Genomic DNA, 17868 nt, shown 5'->3' on the forward strand with positions numbered 1-17868 from the left:
GTTAGGTCGTTTCCAAATAGGTGTGAAGTGACCTAACTCTGATTGCTTGCAATAGAGGTTGTCGGGCTGATGTCGGCTAGTGTGCAACCGAGTAGCAAGACAACTTACTGCAAACCCGTGTTGATCCTAATCGTGTACTAACGCGCTTAAATCATATGCAATGGTTTTAAACGCCCCTCATTAGAAGTATACGTAATATTTACGTTCTACAACTTAATAATTGGCATGAGTATTTTACAATTTGATTGCATTTAGAGTTTGGGAAAAAAAGTTTCTGCTTGGTGCGGTTTCGGCGTGACCTAAATCACAGCTTCAAGTAAGATTAGCGGCCTTTTTCTGCGTATAGGCTACGTCCGATTTATCATGTTGAGCTGGCTTAAAAAATACTCAGTTCATACTGGAATGACGAATGCTATCGGCATAGCAGAAGCCAGAATCAGATCTAAACTATTATCCATGCCTACGGGCATGAGTAGACCAACAAGAAATACGAATCAAGAACTAATAACGAGGTAGTCAATTCATGACATTTGCTTTGGGGCAGCGCTGGATTAGCGATACGGAAAGCGATTTAGGTTTAGGTACCGTTGTAGCAATGGATGCTCGTACTGTGACATTGATGTTTGCAGCGTCAGAGGAAAACCGAGTTTACGCACGTAACGATGCACCTGTTACCCGAGTCACCTTTAATGTTGGGGATGTCATCGATTGCCAAGAAGGTTGGTCTCTAAAAGTAGAAGAAGTACTGGAAGATGAAGGTCTTTACACCTATTTCGGTACTCGTGAAGACACGCAAGAAACCGCTGTTGTTCTGCGTGAGATTTTCCTTAGCAACCAAATTCGTTTTAACAAACCTCAAGATAAGTTGTACGCCGGTCAAATCGACCGTATGGACAACTTTGTTCTGCGTTACCGTGCGCTAACCAACCAGTTTGAGCAGCATAAGAGCCCAATGCGTGGCCTATGTGGTATGCGTGCAGGTTTGATCCCTCATCAGCTTTACATCGCGCACGAAGTTGGCCGTCGTCACGCGCCACGCGTCTTGTTGGCGGATGAGGTAGGTTTGGGTAAAACCATCGAAGCGGGCATGATCATCCACCAACAAGTTCTGTCTGGTCGTGCCGAACGCATTTTGATTGTGGTGCCTGAAACACTGCAGCATCAATGGCTGGTTGAGATGATGCGTCGTTTCAATCTGCATTTCTCTATCTTTGACGAAGAGCGCTGTATCGAAGCTTTTGCGGATGCAGAAAACCCATTTGATACTCAGCAATATGTGCTGTGTTCTTTGGATTTCCTACGCAAGAGCCGCAAGCGTTTTGAACAAGCACTGGAAGGTGAATGGGACCTACTGGTTGTTGATGAAGCGCATCACCTTGAATGGAGCCAAGATAAACCGAGCCGTGAATACCAAGTGGTAGAAGGCTTGGCTGAACGTACTCCAGGTGTGTTGCTACTGACTGCAACGCCAGAGCAGCTTGGTCGTGAGAGTCACTTTGCTCGTCTGCGTTTGTTGGATCCAGACCGCTTCTATGATTACGAAGCATTCGTTGAGGAAGAAGAGCAATACGCGCCCGTAGCTGATGCGATTACTTCACTCTTTTCCGGTGAAAAGCTACCTAATGAAGCAAAAAACCAGATCACTGAGTTATTGTCTGAACAAGACGTAGAACCACTTTTCCGCATTATCGAAAGTGAAGCGGACGAAGAAGCTAAAGCGTCGGCACGCCAAGAGCTGATCGATAACTTGATGGATCGCCATGGTACAGGGCGTGTTCTGTTCCGTAACACGCGCGCGGCCATCAAAGGCTTCCCTACGCGTAACGTGCATCTGATGCCAATGGATATTCCACCGCAATACACTACATCAATGCGTGTTGCTGGGATGATTGGCGGTAAGATGAGTTCTGAAGCACGTGCGATGAAGAACCTTTACCCGGAAGAAATTTTCCAAGAATTTGAAGGCGATGACGCGAGCTGGTGGCAGTTTGACTCGCGTGTGAATTGGTTGCTTGAAAAAGTAAAAGAGAAGCGCAGCGAGAAAATCCTCGTGATTGCTTCTCGTGCGAGTACCGCGCTGCAATTGGAGCAAGCACTGCGTGAGCGTGAAGGTATCCGCGCCACTGTTTTCCACGAAGGTATGTCGATTCTTGAACGTGATAAAGCGGCGGCTTACTTTGCGCAAGAAGAAGGTGGAGCACAAGTTCTTATCTGTAGCGAAATCGGCTCTGAAGGTCGTAACTTCCAGTTTGCCAACCAACTTGTCATGTTCGACTTGCCATTTAACCCAGACTTGCTTGAGCAACGTATTGGTCGTTTGGACCGTATCGGTCAAAATCGCGATATCGACATTCATGTTCCTTACCTGAAAGGCACATCGCAAGCGATCCTAGCACGTTGGTTCGATGAAGGCCTGAACGCTTTTTCGGAAACCTGCCCAACAGGCCGTGCTGTTTACGATAAGTACTCCGATGATCTGATTGAAATTCTTGCCTCTGGTGATACCAGCACGCTAGATGAGATCATTGAAGCGTCAGCAAAAATGAATAAAGAGCTGAAATCCCAATTGGAGCAAGGCCGTGATCGCCTATTAGAAATGCATTCAAATGGCGGGGAAAAAGCACAACAAATCGTTGAGAAAATTGAATCAACTGACGGCGATACCAATCTGGTCACCTTCGCACTTTCTCTTTTTGACACGATTGGCTTGAATCAAGACGATAAAGGTGAAAACGCCCTGATTGTGACCCCATCTGAGCACATGATGGTGCCAAGCTATCCAGGTCTGCCATACGAAGGAGCGACGATCACGTTTGATCGTGATACGGCTTTATCTCGTGAAGATATGCACTTTATCAGTTGGGAACACCCAATGATCCAGGGTGGTATCGATCTTCTTATGAGTGAAGGGGTGGGGACGTCTGCGGTATCTCTATTGAAAAACAAAGCGTTACCAGTCGGGACTATTCTTCTTGAGTTGATTTACGCGGTAGATGCGCAAGCGCCAAAACGCAGTGGTATCGCGCGCTTCTTACCGAAAACGCCAATCCGTTTAATGATGGACTCGCGTGGTAATGATTTGTCTGCTCAAGTGGAGTTTGAAAGCTTTAACCGCCAGCTCAGCCCTGTAAACCGTCACTTAGGTAGCAAGTTGGTTACGTCGGTACAGAAAGACGTACACCGCTTAATTGAAGCCGGTGATGTTCTTATTGAAGAGAAGGTCGAAGAAGTACGCAAACAAGCTCATCAAGATATGCAGCACAGTTTGAATGCAGAGCTTGAGCGTTTGCAAGCACTGAAAGCGGTGAACCCAAATATTCGTGACGAAGAAATTGAAGCTATCGACGCACAAATTAAAGAGCTTACTGGTTATATCAACCAAGCTCAGGTTCAGCTCGACTCGCTGCGTTTGATTGTGGTGAGCCACAACTAAGTAAGTATTTATTGCTCATTAAAAAAGGTCTTCAGTTGAAGACCTTTTTCTTTATTTACGGTTTAGTTTCTTTATGCGGAATGCATTAATCACTGATAGCTATCTCATTTACATCAACCACTTCCACCAGATAAATACAGCCAAGAAGCCAAACAAGTAAATCAGGCCTGCAATCGACAACCACTTTAGTTTAGGTCCAACAGCCAAAGGCTCAGGTAACTCAGTTTTGCTCACTAAGGTGTAATTTAGCAGAGCAAAGAATGGCGTGGTCATAAAGGCGAGAATCATCGCAAAGTTCAGCATAGGCAATAACGCAGAAGCCCAGAAAACCACAATACCTAATGCAAGTAAGGAGACTACCAGCATGATCGCTGAAGTGGTTTTAGGGTTAGTGTCTGGTTGTGAGCGCAGTAGGCGTTGAGAATCCGAAATAACGCGCGAATAGCCATCAATAACGGTAATCGTGCTGCCAAAGATACAGAAAAACGCAATTACCGCGATTAAGTAACGAGACCATTCGCCAATCGTTGCCGCATATAAGCCAACCAATTGGTGGGAGAAGCCAACGCCAGAGCTTTCAAGCGCAACGCCAGAACCATAAAGCATCAAAGAGCCTAGCGATACAAAGATAATGGCAAGAAACGCCGTGCCAATATAACCGACATTAAAGTCAAATAGAGCAGAGCGGTATGTTACTTCTTGCTGGCTTGATTGGCGTTTTAGCCATGCTGAGGTTAAACAGGAGATCTCTATCGGTGCAGGCATCCACCCCATTGTCACAACGATAAAACCAATAGCCGCAATAGACCAAGGTGACGGCGGCTCGAAGTTGGCCACTTGTTCAACAGGGTTACCAAAGGCGATAGAAACAGCGAGTAAAGTCGCGATGGTTAACACCGACATGATCACTTTAGATAGCGTATCGAGCGCTTTGTAATGGCCAGCAAATAATATGATCAGGCAGGTGACAATCACAATGATGCTGAGTGATGCCATTGATAGTGAAAACGGAATGAAGTAGCCCAGCAAGCTAGCGCTAAACATCAACAAAGCGGCGGTATTGATGACGGCCGATACCACGCTCAGAAATAGAAATAGCCATAGATAAGGCCGACCTAATTTCGCGTAGCCCTCAACCAAGGTCAGCCCTGTCCCCATGGTGTACTGTACGCCCGCTCGGAAAAAAGGGTATTTAAACAGGTTTACGAGCAGAATCAGTGCAGCCAATTGCCAACCATAAATCGCACCAGCCTTGGTTGATGCCACGAGGTGAGAGCCACCGACCGCAGCAGATGCCATTAATATGCCGGGGCCTAGCGAACGAAAAAATAAGGAAAGTTTGGATTGGGGTTTATCTATAACGGCGGAGTCCATTGCTTATTGTCCTTTTTATCTTATGTATCTTTCTAAAGAGATACATACCGCAGTACATGACAAGCTGAGCGATCGCCCTATACTGCGCAACGGTAATGTCTTTTAAATGCTGTGTTTTGATGTATTTATTTTAAGTATTCTTTGCGAATATCATGCTGTGTGCATCTAGCACTCTATTCAGTTATGCGTCTTGTTGTCAAACTAAATTTACAACGTGCTATTTTTAGTTTTTATGCTAAAGGATTGACTTTGTTTTATTGGGTTGAACTTTTCTTCAGAATCCTGCATCTGGGTGCTATTTGGGTATATAATCGCGGCGTTTTTATTTTGTAGAGATCTCCCATGGCAATGCTTGAATATACCCCTCCCACCGACCCTTGGGTTGATATCGTTTTTGAGGATGACGACATTCTGGCAGTGAATAAGCCATCAGGGCTGCTGTCTGTCCCTGGTCGCCTTGCAGAGCATTACGACAGCATGTGGAGCCGCCTCAAAGAGTTGCATCCAGAAATTCAAGTTGTGCATCGCTTGGATATGTCGACATCAGGGTTGATGTTGCTGGCGAAAAACAAACCCGCGGAGCGAGCATTAAAAAAGCAGTTCCAATATCGCCTCACTCACAAGGTGTATTACGCACGTGTTTGGGGGCATGTTGAGTCGCAAGAAGGGAATATTGATCTTCCATTAAATTGTGATTGGCCAAATCGTCCACGACAAAAAGTATGTTTTGACGACGGCAAACCATCTCAAACTTTATTCCAAGTAGTGAAGCGTGAAGTGCACCCTGATGGCACCCATACGACCGTTGTGCGGTTACTCCCCATTACTGGTCGATCGCATCAGTTACGCGTGCATTTGATGGCGATTGGTCATGCGATTGTGGGTGATGAGTTTTATGCAAGCGAAGAGGCGTATCAGTTTTCAGAACGTTTAGAGTTGCACGCTGCGGAGCTAAGTTTTTATCATCCAGCTACGGATCAGCTGAGCAGTATTTTTGTACCCTGTGACTTTTATTCTAAAGCCGAGGCGATGATCTTTAACTATTTTTCGCCAGAGCGTACATTGCCTGATTATAAAACGTTGCCACACCCTTAATGCCAATTGCACTAACAGCGGTTCTTTCTAGTTCGCTATTTTTGGCTATTTCGTTACTGTGGTTGATGTATCCTGTCTTTCAGCCGTGAACAAGGAGTTGTTATGTCTTTGCCAAGCATCGTATTTTTAGATCGAGCGACCATCCCAGAACATATTGAGATCCCACGACCTAGCTTTCCGCACCACTGGCGTGAGTACGACCTAACTGCGCCTGGGCAGGTAATAGAAAGGTTAGCCGATGCCGATATCGTGATTAGCAATAAAGTCCTGCTTGACCAACATGTATTAGAGCAACTACCAAAATTACGGATGATCGCGGTTGCCGCAACTGGTTTTAACAACGTCGATGTGAACTACTGTGCTAATCATGATATTGCGGTTGCTAATGTACGTGGTTACGCGACGCGTTCGGTGCCCGAGCACGTGATGGCAATGTTATTCGCTTTAAGACGGAATTTATTTGGGTACCACCAAGATATTGCCGCAGGTGAGTGGCAGCGTAACCAGCAGTTTTGTTTTTTTACTCACCCAATCGGGGATATTGGTGGTAGCACGTTAGGTGTTGTTGGTAGTGGGTCACTAGGGCAAGCGACGGCGAATCTGGCTCAAGCGTTAGGAATGACCGTCTTGTTTTCTGAGCGTAAAGGGGCGGCAGAATGTAGACCAGGTTATGTGTCGTTTGAGGAAGTATTAAAACGCTCCGATGCGCTGACCTTGCATTGCTCGCTCAACGATCATACTCAGAATTTAATTGGTCAAGCAGAGTTGCAACAAATGAAGTCCAACGCCATTTTGATTAATACAGGGCGTGGAGGTTTGGTGGATGAGAGCGCGCTGGTGGATGCCTTAAAACAGCAAGAAATTGCAGCGGCTGGTTTTGATGTTTTTACACAAGAACCGGCAGATGAGAGCAATCCGCTGATTGCCAATATGAGTTTACCTAATTTGTTACTGACACCGCATGTTGCATGGGGCAGCGACTCATCTATCCAACGTTTAGCGGAAATCCTGATTGAGAACATTAACGCTTTCGAGCGCGGAGACCGCGTTAATCGCTTAGTGTAACGCTGACTGTAAAATCAAAGATAAAAAAAGCAGACATTGACGTCTGCTTTTTGCGTTTAAATCGAATGCTCATTGCGTGAGCCCTCGAATTAAAACTCTTCTTCGTTTAGACCTTTAAGGATCTGAAAGATTTCGCGGTACGCTTTTGCTGGTTTCCCAGCTTTTTTCTCTTTCGCTGCTTGGCGAGCAAGTTGGCGTAGACGCTGACGATCCGCTTCTGGGTACATTTCCATTACGTCATCAATGGCTTTGTCACCTTCTTCCACTACGCGATCACGCAACGCTTCAAGTTTGTGGAATACCGCCGTTAATTGAGAGTGCTTATTACGAATTTTATCCAGTGCGGCTTGGATTGGCTCTGGATCTTCGTAACGCATCAATTTACCGATACGTTGTAATTGGCGACGACGCGCTTCATTTTTAAAGCGTTGCGCGTCAGCAATTGCTTCTCGCAAATCTTCGCTCAATGGAAACTTTTCTAGAACTGAAGGTTTGAGGCCGACAAGCTCCTCACCTAGCTTTTGCAGTTCTTCCATGTCTCGCTTCATCTCGGATTTACTTACCCAGATGATCTCTTCTTCTGGTTCCCATGGCGCTTTTTGATTCTTACGTGCCATTTCAGTTGCCTGTGTTTTGATTAATATTATGACTATTTTAACAAGAATCATGGGGAGAAAGCGAAATTCTTGTTATCCTATTGTTCATCAAAGACAAGATGTGAAAGACAATGGATATTAAACAGCAGGTTGCTGAGCAACGTACCGAGCTAGAGCAAGCCGTCGCAAGAGCTTTAAAGCTTGCATCGGCAAAATCTGACGCCGCCGAAGTCGCAATTACTAAAAGCACTGGTTTAAGTGTTTCAACTCGTATGGGTGAAGTAGAAAATGTCGAGTTCAACAGCGATGGTGCGCTGGGCATTACCGTTTACCGAGGTCAACGCAAAGGCAGTGCTTCCACGTCTGATTTAAGTGAAGCTGCAATCGAGCAAACCGTTATAGCGGCGCTAGATATTGCACATTACACATCTGAAGACCCATTTGCAGGCCCTGCAGCAAAAGAATACATGGTGCAAGAGATACCTGAGCTTGATCTTTTCCACCCAGACGCACCCGATCCAGACTATGCTGCCAATGTGGCGATTGCAGCAGAAAAAGAGGCGCTAAGTTATAACAATGCAATCAAGCAAAGTGATGGCGCGAGTTATGATAGTCATTACGGCGTGAAAGTGTATGGCAATAGCCATGGCTTATTAGCTAGTTATGCGTCTAGCCGCCATAGTACTAGCTGTTGTGTAATTGGCGTTGGTCAAAACGGCGAGATGGAACGTGATTACAGCTACACCGTGGCACGTCATCGTGATGACTTATGGACCCCAGAAACGGTGGGTCGTAAGGCGGCAGAGAATACGGTTAACCGCTTAGATGCGCAGCGTCTAAAAACAGGTCAATACCCAATCATGTTTGCGGCTGATGTTGCGACAGGCTTGATTGGCCATCTCGTTATGGCGATCAGCGGTGGTAACCTGTACCGAAAATCTTCTTTCTTACTTGACCATCTAGGCAAACAAGTGCTTCCGGAATGGTTCAATATCTCAGAACGTCCGCATGTATTGCGTGGTTTGGCATCAAGTCCATTCGATAGTGAAGGTGTGTACACTCAAGACCGTGAGATCATTACCGACGGTGTGCTAGCAACTTATCTGTTAACCAGTTATGCCGCACGTAAAATGAAGATGACGCCGACAGGTCACGCTGGTGGGATTCATAACTGGTACGTGAAGTCGACAGGCCAAAACTTCGAGCAAATGCTTAAAGAGCTCGGTACTGGTCTTCTAGTGACAGAGGTGATGGGGCAAGGTGTGAACGTGGTAACGGGGGATTACTCTCGCGGTGCCGCAGGCTTCTGGGTTGAGAACGGCGAGATCCAATACCCAGTATCAGAAATTACCATCGCAGGTAATCTAAAAGACATGTTCACCAAGATTGTAGCGGTTGGTAGTGATATTGAAACGCGCTCACAAATCCAAACGGGCTCTATCCTACTGGATACCATGAAAGTGGCGGGTGAATAAGCTTTTCTAGCAATTCAGAATCAAAAAAGCCTGATGTGTTCATCAGGCTTTTTCGTTTTTTCTGTTAGGTAATCAGTATTGTGGCAAGCCCTAAGAAGACAGATAAACCAATCACATCCGTCACCGTTGTTAATGCCATACCACCAGCTAAAGCGGGATCGATGTTCATTTTTTTCAATAGGATTGGAATCGTTACTCCGGCAATACCTGCGACCAATAAGTTGGTCAGCATGGCGGCGGAAATGATTCCTCCGAGCATCCAGTTACCTTTCCAAGCAACAACAATACCACCAATAATCAGCGCCCACATGATACCGTTGAGTAAGCCGATCGAAGCTTCTTTCATTAACAGTTCGCGTTTGTTTGAGTCACCGATATGACCAAGAGCAAGACCACGAATCACTAGTGCGACGGTTTGGTTACCAGCGACACCACCCATGGACGGAACAATCGTCATCAATACTGCAATGGCCGCCATTTGATCTAATGTGGCCTCAAACATATTAGAAACGGAAGCAGCAGCAAGGGCGGCTAATACGTTAGCGCCAAGCCAGATACTGCGTTTGCGAGCTGATTTTACAACAGGCGCGAAAGTATCTTCGTCATCGTCCATACCCGCCATACTCATCATCGAGTGTTCCGCGTCTTCACGAATAACGTCAACCACGTCATCGATGGTGATACGACCGACCAAATGCAAGTTTTCATCAACAACAGGTGCAGATACCCAATTACGGCGTTCGAACAGACTCGCAACATCTGAGTCGCTAGTATCGACGGTGATGGCCTCGTCCGCGTCTTCCATTACATCAATGATTTTTACGTCTGGCTGAGTGGTAATAAGCGTCGTGATCGGCAGTTCACCGATGAGCTTACTCTCTTCATCGATCACATACAGGGCATCCGTAGCTTCTGGAAGCTCGCCTTTCATACGTAGATAACGCAAAACTACGTCCACATCGACGTCACCACGAATTGTGATGACGTCGGTGTTCATCAGTCCACCCGCAGTGTCTTCTGGGTAGGATAGGGCGGTTTCGACCCGTAGACGGTCAGAGGAGTCCATTTGCGACAGGACTTCGCGTGACAGGTTGTCAGGCAAGCTACGCAGTACGTAAGCCACGTCATCGGTATCCATGCCTTCTGTCGCTTCTGCAAGCGCTTCTGGTGCCATTTTAGATACGAGGCTGTCTTTGACGTCTTCGTTCAGCTCGTCAAGGATTTCACCATAATCTTCAGGGTCGGTGAGTTGCCAAAGAACTTCACGGCTCTTCCGTGGGGAGGCTTCTAAAAGGTGAGCGATATCCTCAGGTTCCATGTCCTGTAATTGACGACGAACATGGACGAAGCGACCATTTTCTAGCGCTTCTGTGACTTCTTGGAGGGCTTGGTGAGCTTGGTCGAATTCAATTTGCTCTGCCATTCATTCCTCCCAATTCCTGATATTTACAATGCGTTGAATAATAACTTAATTCTAGGCGCCTTTTAATAACAACTTATGATACTAAGCAAATTTATTTATTAGGTCAGGGAAGAGAAAGATAATGGGAGGTAAGAAAAAAGCGAGTAAACTACTCGCCTTCATCAAATTTATCTTCGATCAAGTGGCAAACGGCATCCAGTGCTTCTTCCGCTTGCCCACCCGTTGCGTGGATCGTGACGTATTGTCCTTGAGCGGACTCTAGCATTAACAGGCCCATTACGCTGTCTGCTGTGGCGGTTTTGTCTTCTTCATTGTCGATGGTGATGACCGCTTCAAAGCTCTGTGCCAGTTCGACCAGCTTGACTGCTGCACGAGCATGTAAGCCAAGGCGGTTTTGAATCAATACTTTACGACTTAACTCCACGGCTACTCCTTAGCGTTTTTCTCTAGTGAGGTATGGCGAATTTGTACTTGGTGTCCTTTGTTGGCGAAGTATTCACCGATTTGCTGAGTTAAGTACACCGAGCGGTGCTTACCACCAGTACAACCGATTGCAACGGTCAGGTAGCTGCGGTTGTTTTTCTCAAGCAGAGGTAACCAATTCTCTATAAAGCTTTCAATTTGATATTTCAAACTTAACACCGATTGGTGTTGCTCTAAAAATGCGGCGATAGGAGCATCCAGACCTGTAAGCGGGCGTAGTGCTTGTTCCCAATGTGGGTTAGGTAAGAAGCGAACGTCAAATACGTAATCGGCATCGGAAGGCAGGCCGTATTTAAAACCAAAAGACTCAAATACCATAACGAGCCCTTTGCGATCTCTGCCTTCAACGCGCATACGCACGGTTTCACTCAATTCATGCAAAGACTGCCCACTACTATTTAGGACCAGATCTGCATGCGCTTTGAGTGGCGTCAAAATTTGTTTCTCACGCTCGATGGCTTGATCGAGCGAGAGGGAGGTGCCACCTAAAGATAACGGGTGAATTCGGCGTGTTTCGCTGTAGCGTTTGAGTAGCGTTTCTTTATTGGCGTCCAAGAAAAGCATGGTCACATCAAGCTCAGTTTTTAACTGTTCTAGTGTACTCGTCAGTTCTTTTAGCTTTTTAGGAATATTACGAATATCAATGCTGACTGCAACATTCTGTTTGCTGTCAGCAACAGAATGAACAAATGCGTCCAGCAAGTTAACTGGCAGGTTATCAACACAGTAGTAACCTAAGTCTTCCAGTACACGAAGCGCAATACTTTTACCGGCACCTGAGTGCCCGCTAACAACGATTAGTCGCATGGAGTTAGTCCTGCTTATTGGTGAATCATGATGTCGTAAAGTTCTTCATCACTCTGAGCATTACGCAGTAGTTTTAATACTTGCTTATCGCTCAGACGTTCTGCCATAGAGGATAGAGTCTTGAGGTGCTCTTTGCACTGTTCTTCTGGTACAAGGAGCGCAAAAAGAAGATCGACAGGTCGATTGTCAATCGCATCAAATTCGATTGCTTCATCACATTGCAGTAAGACAGCAATGGCCTTGTCGCTTGATTGCATTCTCGCGTGAGGGATCGCAATACCGTTTCCGATACCGGTACTGCCCATTTTTTCTCTATTGAGCATGCATTCGAACAGCTCGGTAGAATCTTGGCCCGTTTGATCAGCCACGATACGGCTGATCATTTCAAGGGCGCGTTTTTTACTCGTGCAGTGGACCGCACTTTTGGTGCAGTCCAATGACAGTATTTCGCTCAGTTGCATGATTAATGACTGTTTAGTTTTTCTTTGTGCTTATTAAGTTGGCGAACCAATTTATCTACCAGCGAATCGATCGCGGCATACATATTTTCGTCATCGGCTGATGCGTGGATTTCGCCTTGATTTATGTGAAGCGTAGCTTCCGCGATTTGAGTAATTTTTTCAACTTTTAGTACAACATGCACTTGATTGATATGGTCGAAGAACCTTTCGAGCTTCTGAAACTTAGAATTTACATAGTCTTGCATTGAATCGGTAAGATCAACGTGATGGCCTTGAATATTGATTTGCATAGACTTTCCTTTTCAGTTAGTGCCTTATAATAGGCGTTTACGCTGACTTGAAGGGGCAATTCCCAAGGATTCGCGATATTTGGCTATCGTACGTCTTGCGACCTGAATCCCTTGGTCAGCCAGAAGAGCAGCAATCTTGCTATCACTCAGTGGTTTGGCAGTATTCTCTGCTGCGACCAGTTTTTTAATGAGTGCACGAATTGCTGTTGACGAACATTCTCCGCCGTTGTCAGTACTAACATGGCTAGAGAAGAAGTACTTCAATTCAAAAATACCACGTGGTGTATGCATAAACTTTTGCGTTGTTACACGAGAAATCGTGGATTCATGCATGTCCACAGCCAAAGCGACATCATTGAGTACCATTGGCTTCATGGCTTCCTCACCATACTCGAAGAAATCTTGTTGATGTTCAACAATACATCTTGCAACTTTGAGTAGCGTCTCGTTTCTACTCTCTAAGCTCTTAATTAACCATTTTGCCTCTTGCAAATTGCTGCGGATGTACTGGCTATCCGCGCTATTACCTTTGCCTAATTGAGCATATTGTTGATTTACTTTTAATTTTGGCACGCTATCCGGGTTTATAGAAACGGTCCATTTACCATTGTCTTTAAAAACGGATACGTCTGGAATTACGTATTCGGTATCATCAGGAGTGATGCGACTGCCTGGACGAGGATCTAACTGTTGGATAAGCTTTAAGACTTCACGTAGATCGGCTTCTTTCAGCTTAGTCTCTTTGATGACGAGCTTGTAGTCACGGTTGCCTAGGTGATCAATATGATCCGCAAGTATCATTTTGGCTTCAGCAAGCCACGGCGTGTCTTCTGGGAAGGTCGTCAGTTGCAGTAACAAACATTCTTGTAAGTTACGCGATGCAACGCCAAGAGGATCGAATTGTTGAATGCGTTTACGAACAGCTTCTACTTCGTCTAACTCTATCTCTTCATTATCGAAGCTCTCATGAATCTCTTCAGGCGACAAAGTTAAATAGCCGTAGTCGTCAACAGCGTCAATAATCGCTAATGCAATCGTGCGGTCGGTTTCACTGAATGGTGTTAGGTCAAGCTGCCACATGAGGTAATCATGCAATGATTCAGTGGTTTCGCCCTGGTAGACGGGCATATCATCATCAAGAGCTAACCCGGTGCTACCAGTATTCGCGCTGTAGACGTCATCCCAAGTCGTGTCGATTTCAAGTTCAGAGCTAATTTCTGATTTCTCTATCACATCGGAGCTATCTGGAACGTCAATTTCTGTTGGTTCGCTAGCACTGTTGCTATCAGCAGCCTCGACCGCTGACTTATCTTCACCGTTTGCTAGAGGCTCGTCTTGGCCTTCTTCAACTTCCAATAATGGGTTTGAGTCCAACGCTTCTTGGATTTCTTGTTGAAGATCGAGTGTCGACAATTGCAATAAGCGAATCGCTTGCTGCAACTGTGGCGTCATGGCTAACTGCTGACCTAGCTTGAGTTGTAATGAAGGTTTCATTCAGTGTTACTTACCTTGTAATGCTCAGAATCTTACCGTTCCTAATATAATCATAGACGGAATTGTTCGCCGAGATAAACTTGTTTCACCTGTTCATTATTGAGAACTTCTGCCGGAGTTCCCGATGCAATTAGGTGCCCTTGGCTCACGATATAGGCTTTTTCACATACGTCCAGTGTTTCACGTACATTATGGTCAGTGATTAACACTCCGAGACCACGATCGCGCAGATGCTCAATGATTTTCTTGATGTCATTAACCGAAATTGGGTCAACACCAGCGAAAGGTTCATCCAATAAAATGAACTGAGGGTTGGCCGCTAAAGCTCGAGCGATTTCCACCCTGCGTCGCTCACCCCCTGATAGTGCCATACCAGCACTGGTTCTGATGTGCTGGATGTGGAATTCTTCCAACAAATCTTCCAGTTTATCTTGGCGCTCTTCCCTCGTCATTTCTTGACGAGTTTCAAGTACGGCCATGATGTTATCTTCTACTGAAAGCTTACGGAAAATCGACGCTTCTTGCGGAAGATAGCCAATGCCAAGGCGTGAACGGCTATGCATCGGTAAAATACTGATGTCATTGTCGTCAATGGTAATGGTGCCTTCATCGCGAGGTACTAAGCCGACAATCATGTAAAACGAAGTGGTTTTACCCGCACCGTTTGGACCGAGCAGCCCAACAATCTGACCAGATTCAACTTCTAAGCTAACATCAGTGACGACTTTGCGTTTTTTGTAGCTTTTCGCCAAGTTTTTCGCACTCAGTACTGCCATATTAGTTCTCTATCTGATTGGGTTGCAAAATGGTCGTAACGCGCTCTTCCTTAGAGCTATCTGCGACTAGCTTTTGTTTACCAATTTGGTAACGAATCGAAGAACCTTTGATGGTGTTGTTGTCTTGCGCCAGCTGCGCTTGACCTTTCATGGTCAGTTCGTCTGTAGAAATACGGTAATCCAACTCTGTAGCTTGACCACTAAGTGTTTTACCATCGTCCATCAGCTGAGAAAACTTCGCAGGTTTACCAAATGCTTGAATCTGTTTAATTGCTTCGGTTTTAGGATCGCGAGTTACCACGATTCTATCAGCATCGATATTGATGCTCCCTTGCTTAAGAGATACATCGCCTTCAAAAACAACCTGGTTACTCTTCATATCCACCTGTTGGGTGTCAGAGTTTATGTAAACCGGCTGTTGAGTATCCGACTTGAGTGCCAGCGCTTGAGGCGCCGCCAATACCAGTGCCAGTAGGCTAAGGTGTAACGGTTTCATATCGACCTTGAACTTCATCTGTCAGAGTCGCGGTATGCTGTTTTAAGTTGCCTTGCATTGCGCCTCCAGTAGTTTCAAATTGTGGTCCAACCAACATCACTTGTTGGTCAGCTTTAAAATCACGATTGGTTAGATTAATGACCAATTTGTCTGTTGCCATGGTATCAAAACTTGCACCAGGCAGAAGATTTTGCATTAAGACTTTGTCATATAAAGTCAAAACTTGGTCTTCATCTAACACTGCTCTTGTGGCAGTCACCTTCCATTCAATGACGCTACCTTCACGGTAAACCATCAAAGTCGGGTTATTAAAAATAGTATCTCCACTCTTAGCATAATGGTCTAAGTTAGTGGAGCGAATGATGTAACTGCGGACACCATCTTCACCGTAGGTGATGTTTTCTAATCCAGAACCACTGAACATGGGCAGTTCAGAATCTGGTGCTACTTGAATTGCGTCGTTGCCTTTAGGGGTTAGTAGGTAATAACCGCACCACGCTACAACGAAGATCAAGAGCAAATAAATAAGGCGAGTAAAACTCATATAATGAAGGCCTATCGTTTAGCTCAGTACTTCCCTGACCATTGCCTTTATTCGTCTAATAAATGATTTAAATGTTTGTGCTGATATTACATCACGCCAGCTTTTAGTAAATCGTGCATGTTCAGTGCACCCACAATTTTTTCGTCTTTACATAAAATCAGAGCGTTAATGTTTTTATTCTGCATCAAGTTCAAACCTTCAACCGCCAGCATATCAGGGTGTGCTGTGGTTGGGTTTGTCGTCATGACCTCGCCAATTGCCGTCGTATGAATATCGATACGCTTGTCTAAGGTACGACGTAAATCACCATCGGTGAATATACCAAGCATAGCATCGTGCTCATCGACGATGGCTGTCATGCCTAACCCCTTTTCTGAAATTTCAAGCAGGGCATCGCGAATTAATGCGTCAGGAGAAACTTTAGGTAACGCTTCTCCAAAGTGCATAATATCAGACAACTTAAGTAGCAGTTTTCTCCCCAGTGCACCACCTGGGTGAGATAGGGCAAAATCTTCGGCAGAAAAACCACGAGCTTGAAGCAGAGCTACGGCTAATGCATCTCCCATCACTAATGTGGCAGTCGTACTGCTAGTTGGCGCCAGGCCTAACGGACAAGCTTCTTGAGGTACCGTAATTTGCAGGTGTAAGTCAGACAGCTTGGCCATATTTGATTCTGGCTTACCTGTCATGCTGATGATCTTAATATTCAGGCGCTTTAATACTGGAAATAGAGACAAAATTTCGTTTGATTCACCAGAGTTAGAAATTGCCAGCACAATGTCACCTGGGCTAATCATACCCAAGTCACCATGTGCGGCTTCGCCTGGATGAACGAAAAACGCCGAAGTCCCAGTGCTTGCCAGAGTGGCGGCAATCTTGTTACCAATATGGCCTGACTTGCCAATACCCATAACGACAACTTTGCCGTTGTTGGAAAGGATAAGTTCACACGCTTTTTCAAATTGATCATCAAAGTAGGTATCTAGCTCTTGCAGAGCAGCAACTTCGATATCAAGAACTTGTTTAGCAGCAGCGCGAAAATCAAATTGATTGGACATATCAGATCTCTACTTATTGATCGTGGTAATTAAGCGGTCATGTTTGCGAATAAGTACACTTGGTAACCTAAGAAGCACACAAACAAGATGGCACCTTCAATACGGTTAATACTGCGTGATTTACCCAAACACATCGCGACAAGTAACAATGAAACGCCTAACATGACCCAGAAGTCACGTCCCATCGCGTACTCACTGAGCACCGATGGATTAATGATGCCAGGAATCCCCATTACCGCCAGAATGTTAAACACATTCGAACCGATAATGTTACCGACAGCCATGTCGTCTTCACCCTTTAAAACTCCCGCAAGTGATGCGGCCAGTTCAGGCAGGCTAGTGCCAATGGCGATAATAGTTAGACCGATAACAAGGTCGCTCATACCAAAGTGTTTAGCAATAATTACCGCGTTATCAACCAGCATGCTGGCTGCCAAAGGAAGCAGTATCAAGCCAATAACCACCCACATGATTGCTTTAGGGTTACTGACGCCTTCAGGGATCTCTGACTCTTGGTCATCAAGAAAAACATCACCTGATTTTTGCTCTTTGCGGCTGATTTGCAACATAGCAAATAAAAATGCCCCAAAGAGTACAAACAATAAGACACCCTCATAAAAACCGAGATGGCTATTCCAAAGCAGAATACCAGCGAGTACGGTTACGGCTATCATGAGTGGAAGTTCTCGGCGGATGACGGCGGAGCTAATCGACAAAGGCTTGATCAGCGCTGTAATACCTAGGATTAACGCAATGTTCGCTATGTTTGAGCCTAATACGTTACCCACCGCTGTATCTGTTTTGCCATCCCAAGCAGCGGTTGCAGATACCATCATCTCAGGGGCGGATGAGCCCATCGCGAGGATTGTCATGCCGATGACAAGCGGGGAAATACCGACGTTGCGGGCTATCGCTGCAGAGCCAAAAACAAGTTTATCTGCACTCCAAACAAGCAAAACAAGACCGACTATAAGCAACGCAACGGCTTCGAGCATGAG

At 45.5% G+C, this 17868-nt stretch carries 17 protein-coding genes; 4 read left to right on the top strand and 13 right to left on the bottom strand.

The genetic code is table 11. The features are described 5' to 3' along the window. The first annotated feature begins 523 nt into the window (after positions 1-523). On the top strand, positions 524-3433 hold the full coding sequence (gene rapA, locus R7041_RS15370) for an RNA polymerase-associated protein RapA (protein WP_025767610.1): 2910 nt from the start codon (positions 524-526) through the stop codon (positions 3431-3433). Positions 3434-3541: 108 nt separating this feature from the next. Here rapA and R7041_RS15375 read toward each other — a convergent pair whose 3' ends face one another. Beyond that, positions 3542-4807, bottom strand: a complete 1266-nt coding sequence (locus R7041_RS15375) for an NRAMP family divalent metal transporter (RefSeq protein WP_005381130.1) — start codon at positions 4805-4807, stop codon at positions 3542-3544. 342 nt (positions 4808-5149) lie between these two features. Here R7041_RS15375 and R7041_RS15380 point away from each other — a divergent pair, with 342 nt between their 5' ends. Both R7041_RS15380 and R7041_RS15385 read left to right on the top strand, forming a co-directional pair. Continuing rightward, positions 5150-5902 carry a pseudouridine synthase gene (locus R7041_RS15380; protein ID WP_206949689.1) on the top strand — a complete coding sequence of 251 codons (753 nt, stop codon included), beginning with the start codon at positions 5150-5152 and terminating at the stop codon, positions 5900-5902. A 102-nt stretch (positions 5903-6004) separates the two neighbouring features. Next, positions 6005-6967 carry a D-2-hydroxyacid dehydrogenase gene (locus R7041_RS15385; RefSeq protein ID WP_104975636.1) on the top strand — a complete coding sequence of 321 codons (963 nt, stop codon included), beginning with the start codon at positions 6005-6007 and terminating at the stop codon, positions 6965-6967. Positions 6968-7056: 89 nt separating this feature from the next. Here R7041_RS15385 and yjgA read toward each other — a convergent pair whose 3' ends face one another. Further along, entirely contained in the window at positions 7057-7584 is a 528-nt protein-coding gene (yjgA, locus tag R7041_RS15390) for a ribosome biogenesis factor YjgA (RefSeq protein ID WP_005381124.1), read from the bottom strand. Between the two features lie 110 nt (positions 7585-7694). On the opposite strand from yjgA, the gene pmbA reads away from it, so the two are divergent. Beyond that, positions 7695-9038 carry a metalloprotease PmbA gene (pmbA, locus tag R7041_RS15395; RefSeq protein ID WP_054577139.1) on the top strand — a complete coding sequence of 448 codons (1344 nt, stop codon included), beginning with the start codon at positions 7695-7697 and terminating at the stop codon, positions 9036-9038. Between the two features lie 64 nt (positions 9039-9102). Here pmbA and mgtE read toward each other — a convergent pair whose 3' ends face one another. The 11 genes from mgtE to R7041_RS15450 form a co-directional block, all read right to left on the bottom strand. Further along, entirely contained in the window at positions 9103-10461 is a 1359-nt protein-coding gene (gene mgtE / locus R7041_RS15400; protein ID WP_005381121.1) for a magnesium transporter, read from the bottom strand. A gap of 148 nt (positions 10462-10609) precedes the next feature. Further along, on the bottom strand, positions 10610-10885 hold the full coding sequence (locus R7041_RS15405) for an HPr family phosphocarrier protein (RefSeq protein ID WP_005381120.1): 276 nt from the start codon (positions 10883-10885) through the stop codon (positions 10610-10612). A gap of 2 nt (positions 10886-10887) precedes the next feature. Beyond that, positions 10888-11751, bottom strand: coding sequence for an RNase adapter RapZ (rapZ, locus tag R7041_RS15410; protein WP_017821303.1), 864 nt, complete (start codon positions 11749-11751; stop codon positions 10888-10890). A 14-nt stretch (positions 11752-11765) separates the two neighbouring features. Next, positions 11766-12212: a PTS IIA-like nitrogen regulatory protein PtsN gene (gene ptsN / locus R7041_RS15415; protein ID WP_005381116.1), complete on the bottom strand. Its 447-nt coding sequence runs from the start codon at positions 12210-12212 to the stop codon at positions 11766-11768. Between the two features lie 2 nt (positions 12213-12214). Continuing rightward, entirely contained in the window at positions 12215-12502 is a 288-nt protein-coding gene (gene hpf, locus R7041_RS15420; RefSeq protein WP_005381114.1) for a ribosome hibernation promoting factor, read from the bottom strand. Positions 12503-12526: 24 nt separating this feature from the next. Then, a complete protein-coding gene (locus R7041_RS15425) occupies positions 12527-13996 on the bottom strand; it encodes an RNA polymerase factor sigma-54 (protein ID WP_005381112.1) in 1470 nt (489 codons plus the stop codon). Positions 13997-14046: 50 nt separating this feature from the next. Further along, entirely contained in the window at positions 14047-14772 is a 726-nt protein-coding gene (gene lptB / locus R7041_RS15430) for an LPS export ABC transporter ATP-binding protein (protein ID WP_005381111.1), read from the bottom strand. Position 14773: 1 nt separating this feature from the next. Next, positions 14774-15268, bottom strand: coding sequence for a lipopolysaccharide transport periplasmic protein LptA (gene lptA, locus R7041_RS15435; RefSeq protein WP_005381109.1), 495 nt, complete (start codon positions 15266-15268; stop codon positions 14774-14776). Then, positions 15249-15812 carry an LPS export ABC transporter periplasmic protein LptC gene (gene lptC / locus R7041_RS15440; RefSeq protein WP_005381106.1) on the bottom strand — a complete coding sequence of 188 codons (564 nt, stop codon included), beginning with the start codon at positions 15810-15812 and terminating at the stop codon, positions 15249-15251. Before lptC ends, lptA begins: the two co-directional genes overlap by 20 nt. A gap of 86 nt (positions 15813-15898) precedes the next feature. Further along, entirely contained in the window at positions 15899-16870 is a 972-nt protein-coding gene (gene kdsD, locus R7041_RS15445) for an arabinose-5-phosphate isomerase KdsD (protein WP_005381104.1), read from the bottom strand. Between the two features lie 29 nt (positions 16871-16899). After that, positions 16900-17865 carry a calcium/sodium antiporter gene (locus R7041_RS15450; RefSeq protein WP_005381102.1) on the bottom strand — a complete coding sequence of 322 codons (966 nt, stop codon included), beginning with the start codon at positions 17863-17865 and terminating at the stop codon, positions 16900-16902. Positions 17866-17868: the final 3 nt, after the last annotated feature.

The sequence above is a fragment of the Vibrio sp. 1751 genome (genome assembly GCF_033339895.1).
Taxonomy (GTDB): Bacteria; Pseudomonadota; Gammaproteobacteria; order Enterobacterales; family Vibrionaceae; genus Vibrio; species Vibrio alginolyticus.

Excerpts from the sequence above, each read along its gene's own strand:
- kdsD (WP_005381104.1), bottom strand. The coding sequence starts at position 16,870 with ATGTCCAATCAATTTGATTTTCGCGCTGCTGCTAAACAAGTTCTTGAT.
- lptA (WP_005381109.1), bottom strand. The coding sequence starts at position 15,268 with ATGAAACCGTTACACCTTAGCCTACTGGCACTGGTATTGGCGGCGCCT.
- rapA (WP_025767610.1), top strand. The coding sequence starts at position 524 with ATGACATTTGCTTTGGGGCAGCGCTGGATTAGCGATACGGAAAGCGAT.
- R7041_RS15375 (WP_005381130.1), bottom strand. The coding sequence starts at position 4,807 with ATGGACTCCGCCGTTATAGATAAACCCCAATCCAAACTTTCCTTATTT.
- rapZ (WP_017821303.1), bottom strand. The coding sequence starts at position 11,751 with ATGCGACTAATCGTTGTTAGCGGGCACTCAGGTGCCGGTAAAAGTATT.
- lptC (WP_005381106.1), bottom strand. The coding sequence starts at position 15,812 with ATGAGTTTTACTCGCCTTATTTATTTGCTCTTGATCTTCGTTGTAGCG.
- yjgA (WP_005381124.1), bottom strand. The coding sequence starts at position 7,584 with ATGGCACGTAAGAATCAAAAAGCGCCATGGGAACCAGAAGAAGAGATC.
- R7041_RS15425 (WP_005381112.1), bottom strand. The coding sequence starts at position 13,996 with ATGAAACCTTCATTACAACTCAAGCTAGGTCAGCAGTTAGCCATGACG.
- lptB (WP_005381111.1), bottom strand. The coding sequence starts at position 14,772 with ATGGCAGTACTGAGTGCGAAAAACTTGGCGAAAAGCTACAAAAAACGC.
- R7041_RS15450 (WP_005381102.1), bottom strand. The coding sequence starts at position 17,865 with ATGCTCGAAGCCGTTGCGTTGCTTATAGTCGGTCTTGTTTTGCTTGTT.
- hpf (WP_005381114.1), bottom strand. The coding sequence starts at position 12,502 with ATGCAAATCAATATTCAAGGCCATCACGTTGATCTTACCGATTCAATG.
- ptsN (WP_005381116.1), bottom strand. The coding sequence starts at position 12,212 with ATGCAACTGAGCGAAATACTGTCATTGGACTGCACCAAAAGTGCGGTC.
- mgtE (WP_005381121.1), bottom strand. The coding sequence starts at position 10,461 with ATGGCAGAGCAAATTGAATTCGACCAAGCTCACCAAGCCCTCCAAGAA.
- pmbA (WP_054577139.1), top strand. The coding sequence starts at position 7,695 with ATGGATATTAAACAGCAGGTTGCTGAGCAACGTACCGAGCTAGAGCAA.
- R7041_RS15385 (WP_104975636.1), top strand. The coding sequence starts at position 6,005 with ATGTCTTTGCCAAGCATCGTATTTTTAGATCGAGCGACCATCCCAGAA.
- R7041_RS15380 (WP_206949689.1), top strand. The coding sequence starts at position 5,150 with ATGGCAATGCTTGAATATACCCCTCCCACCGACCCTTGGGTTGATATC.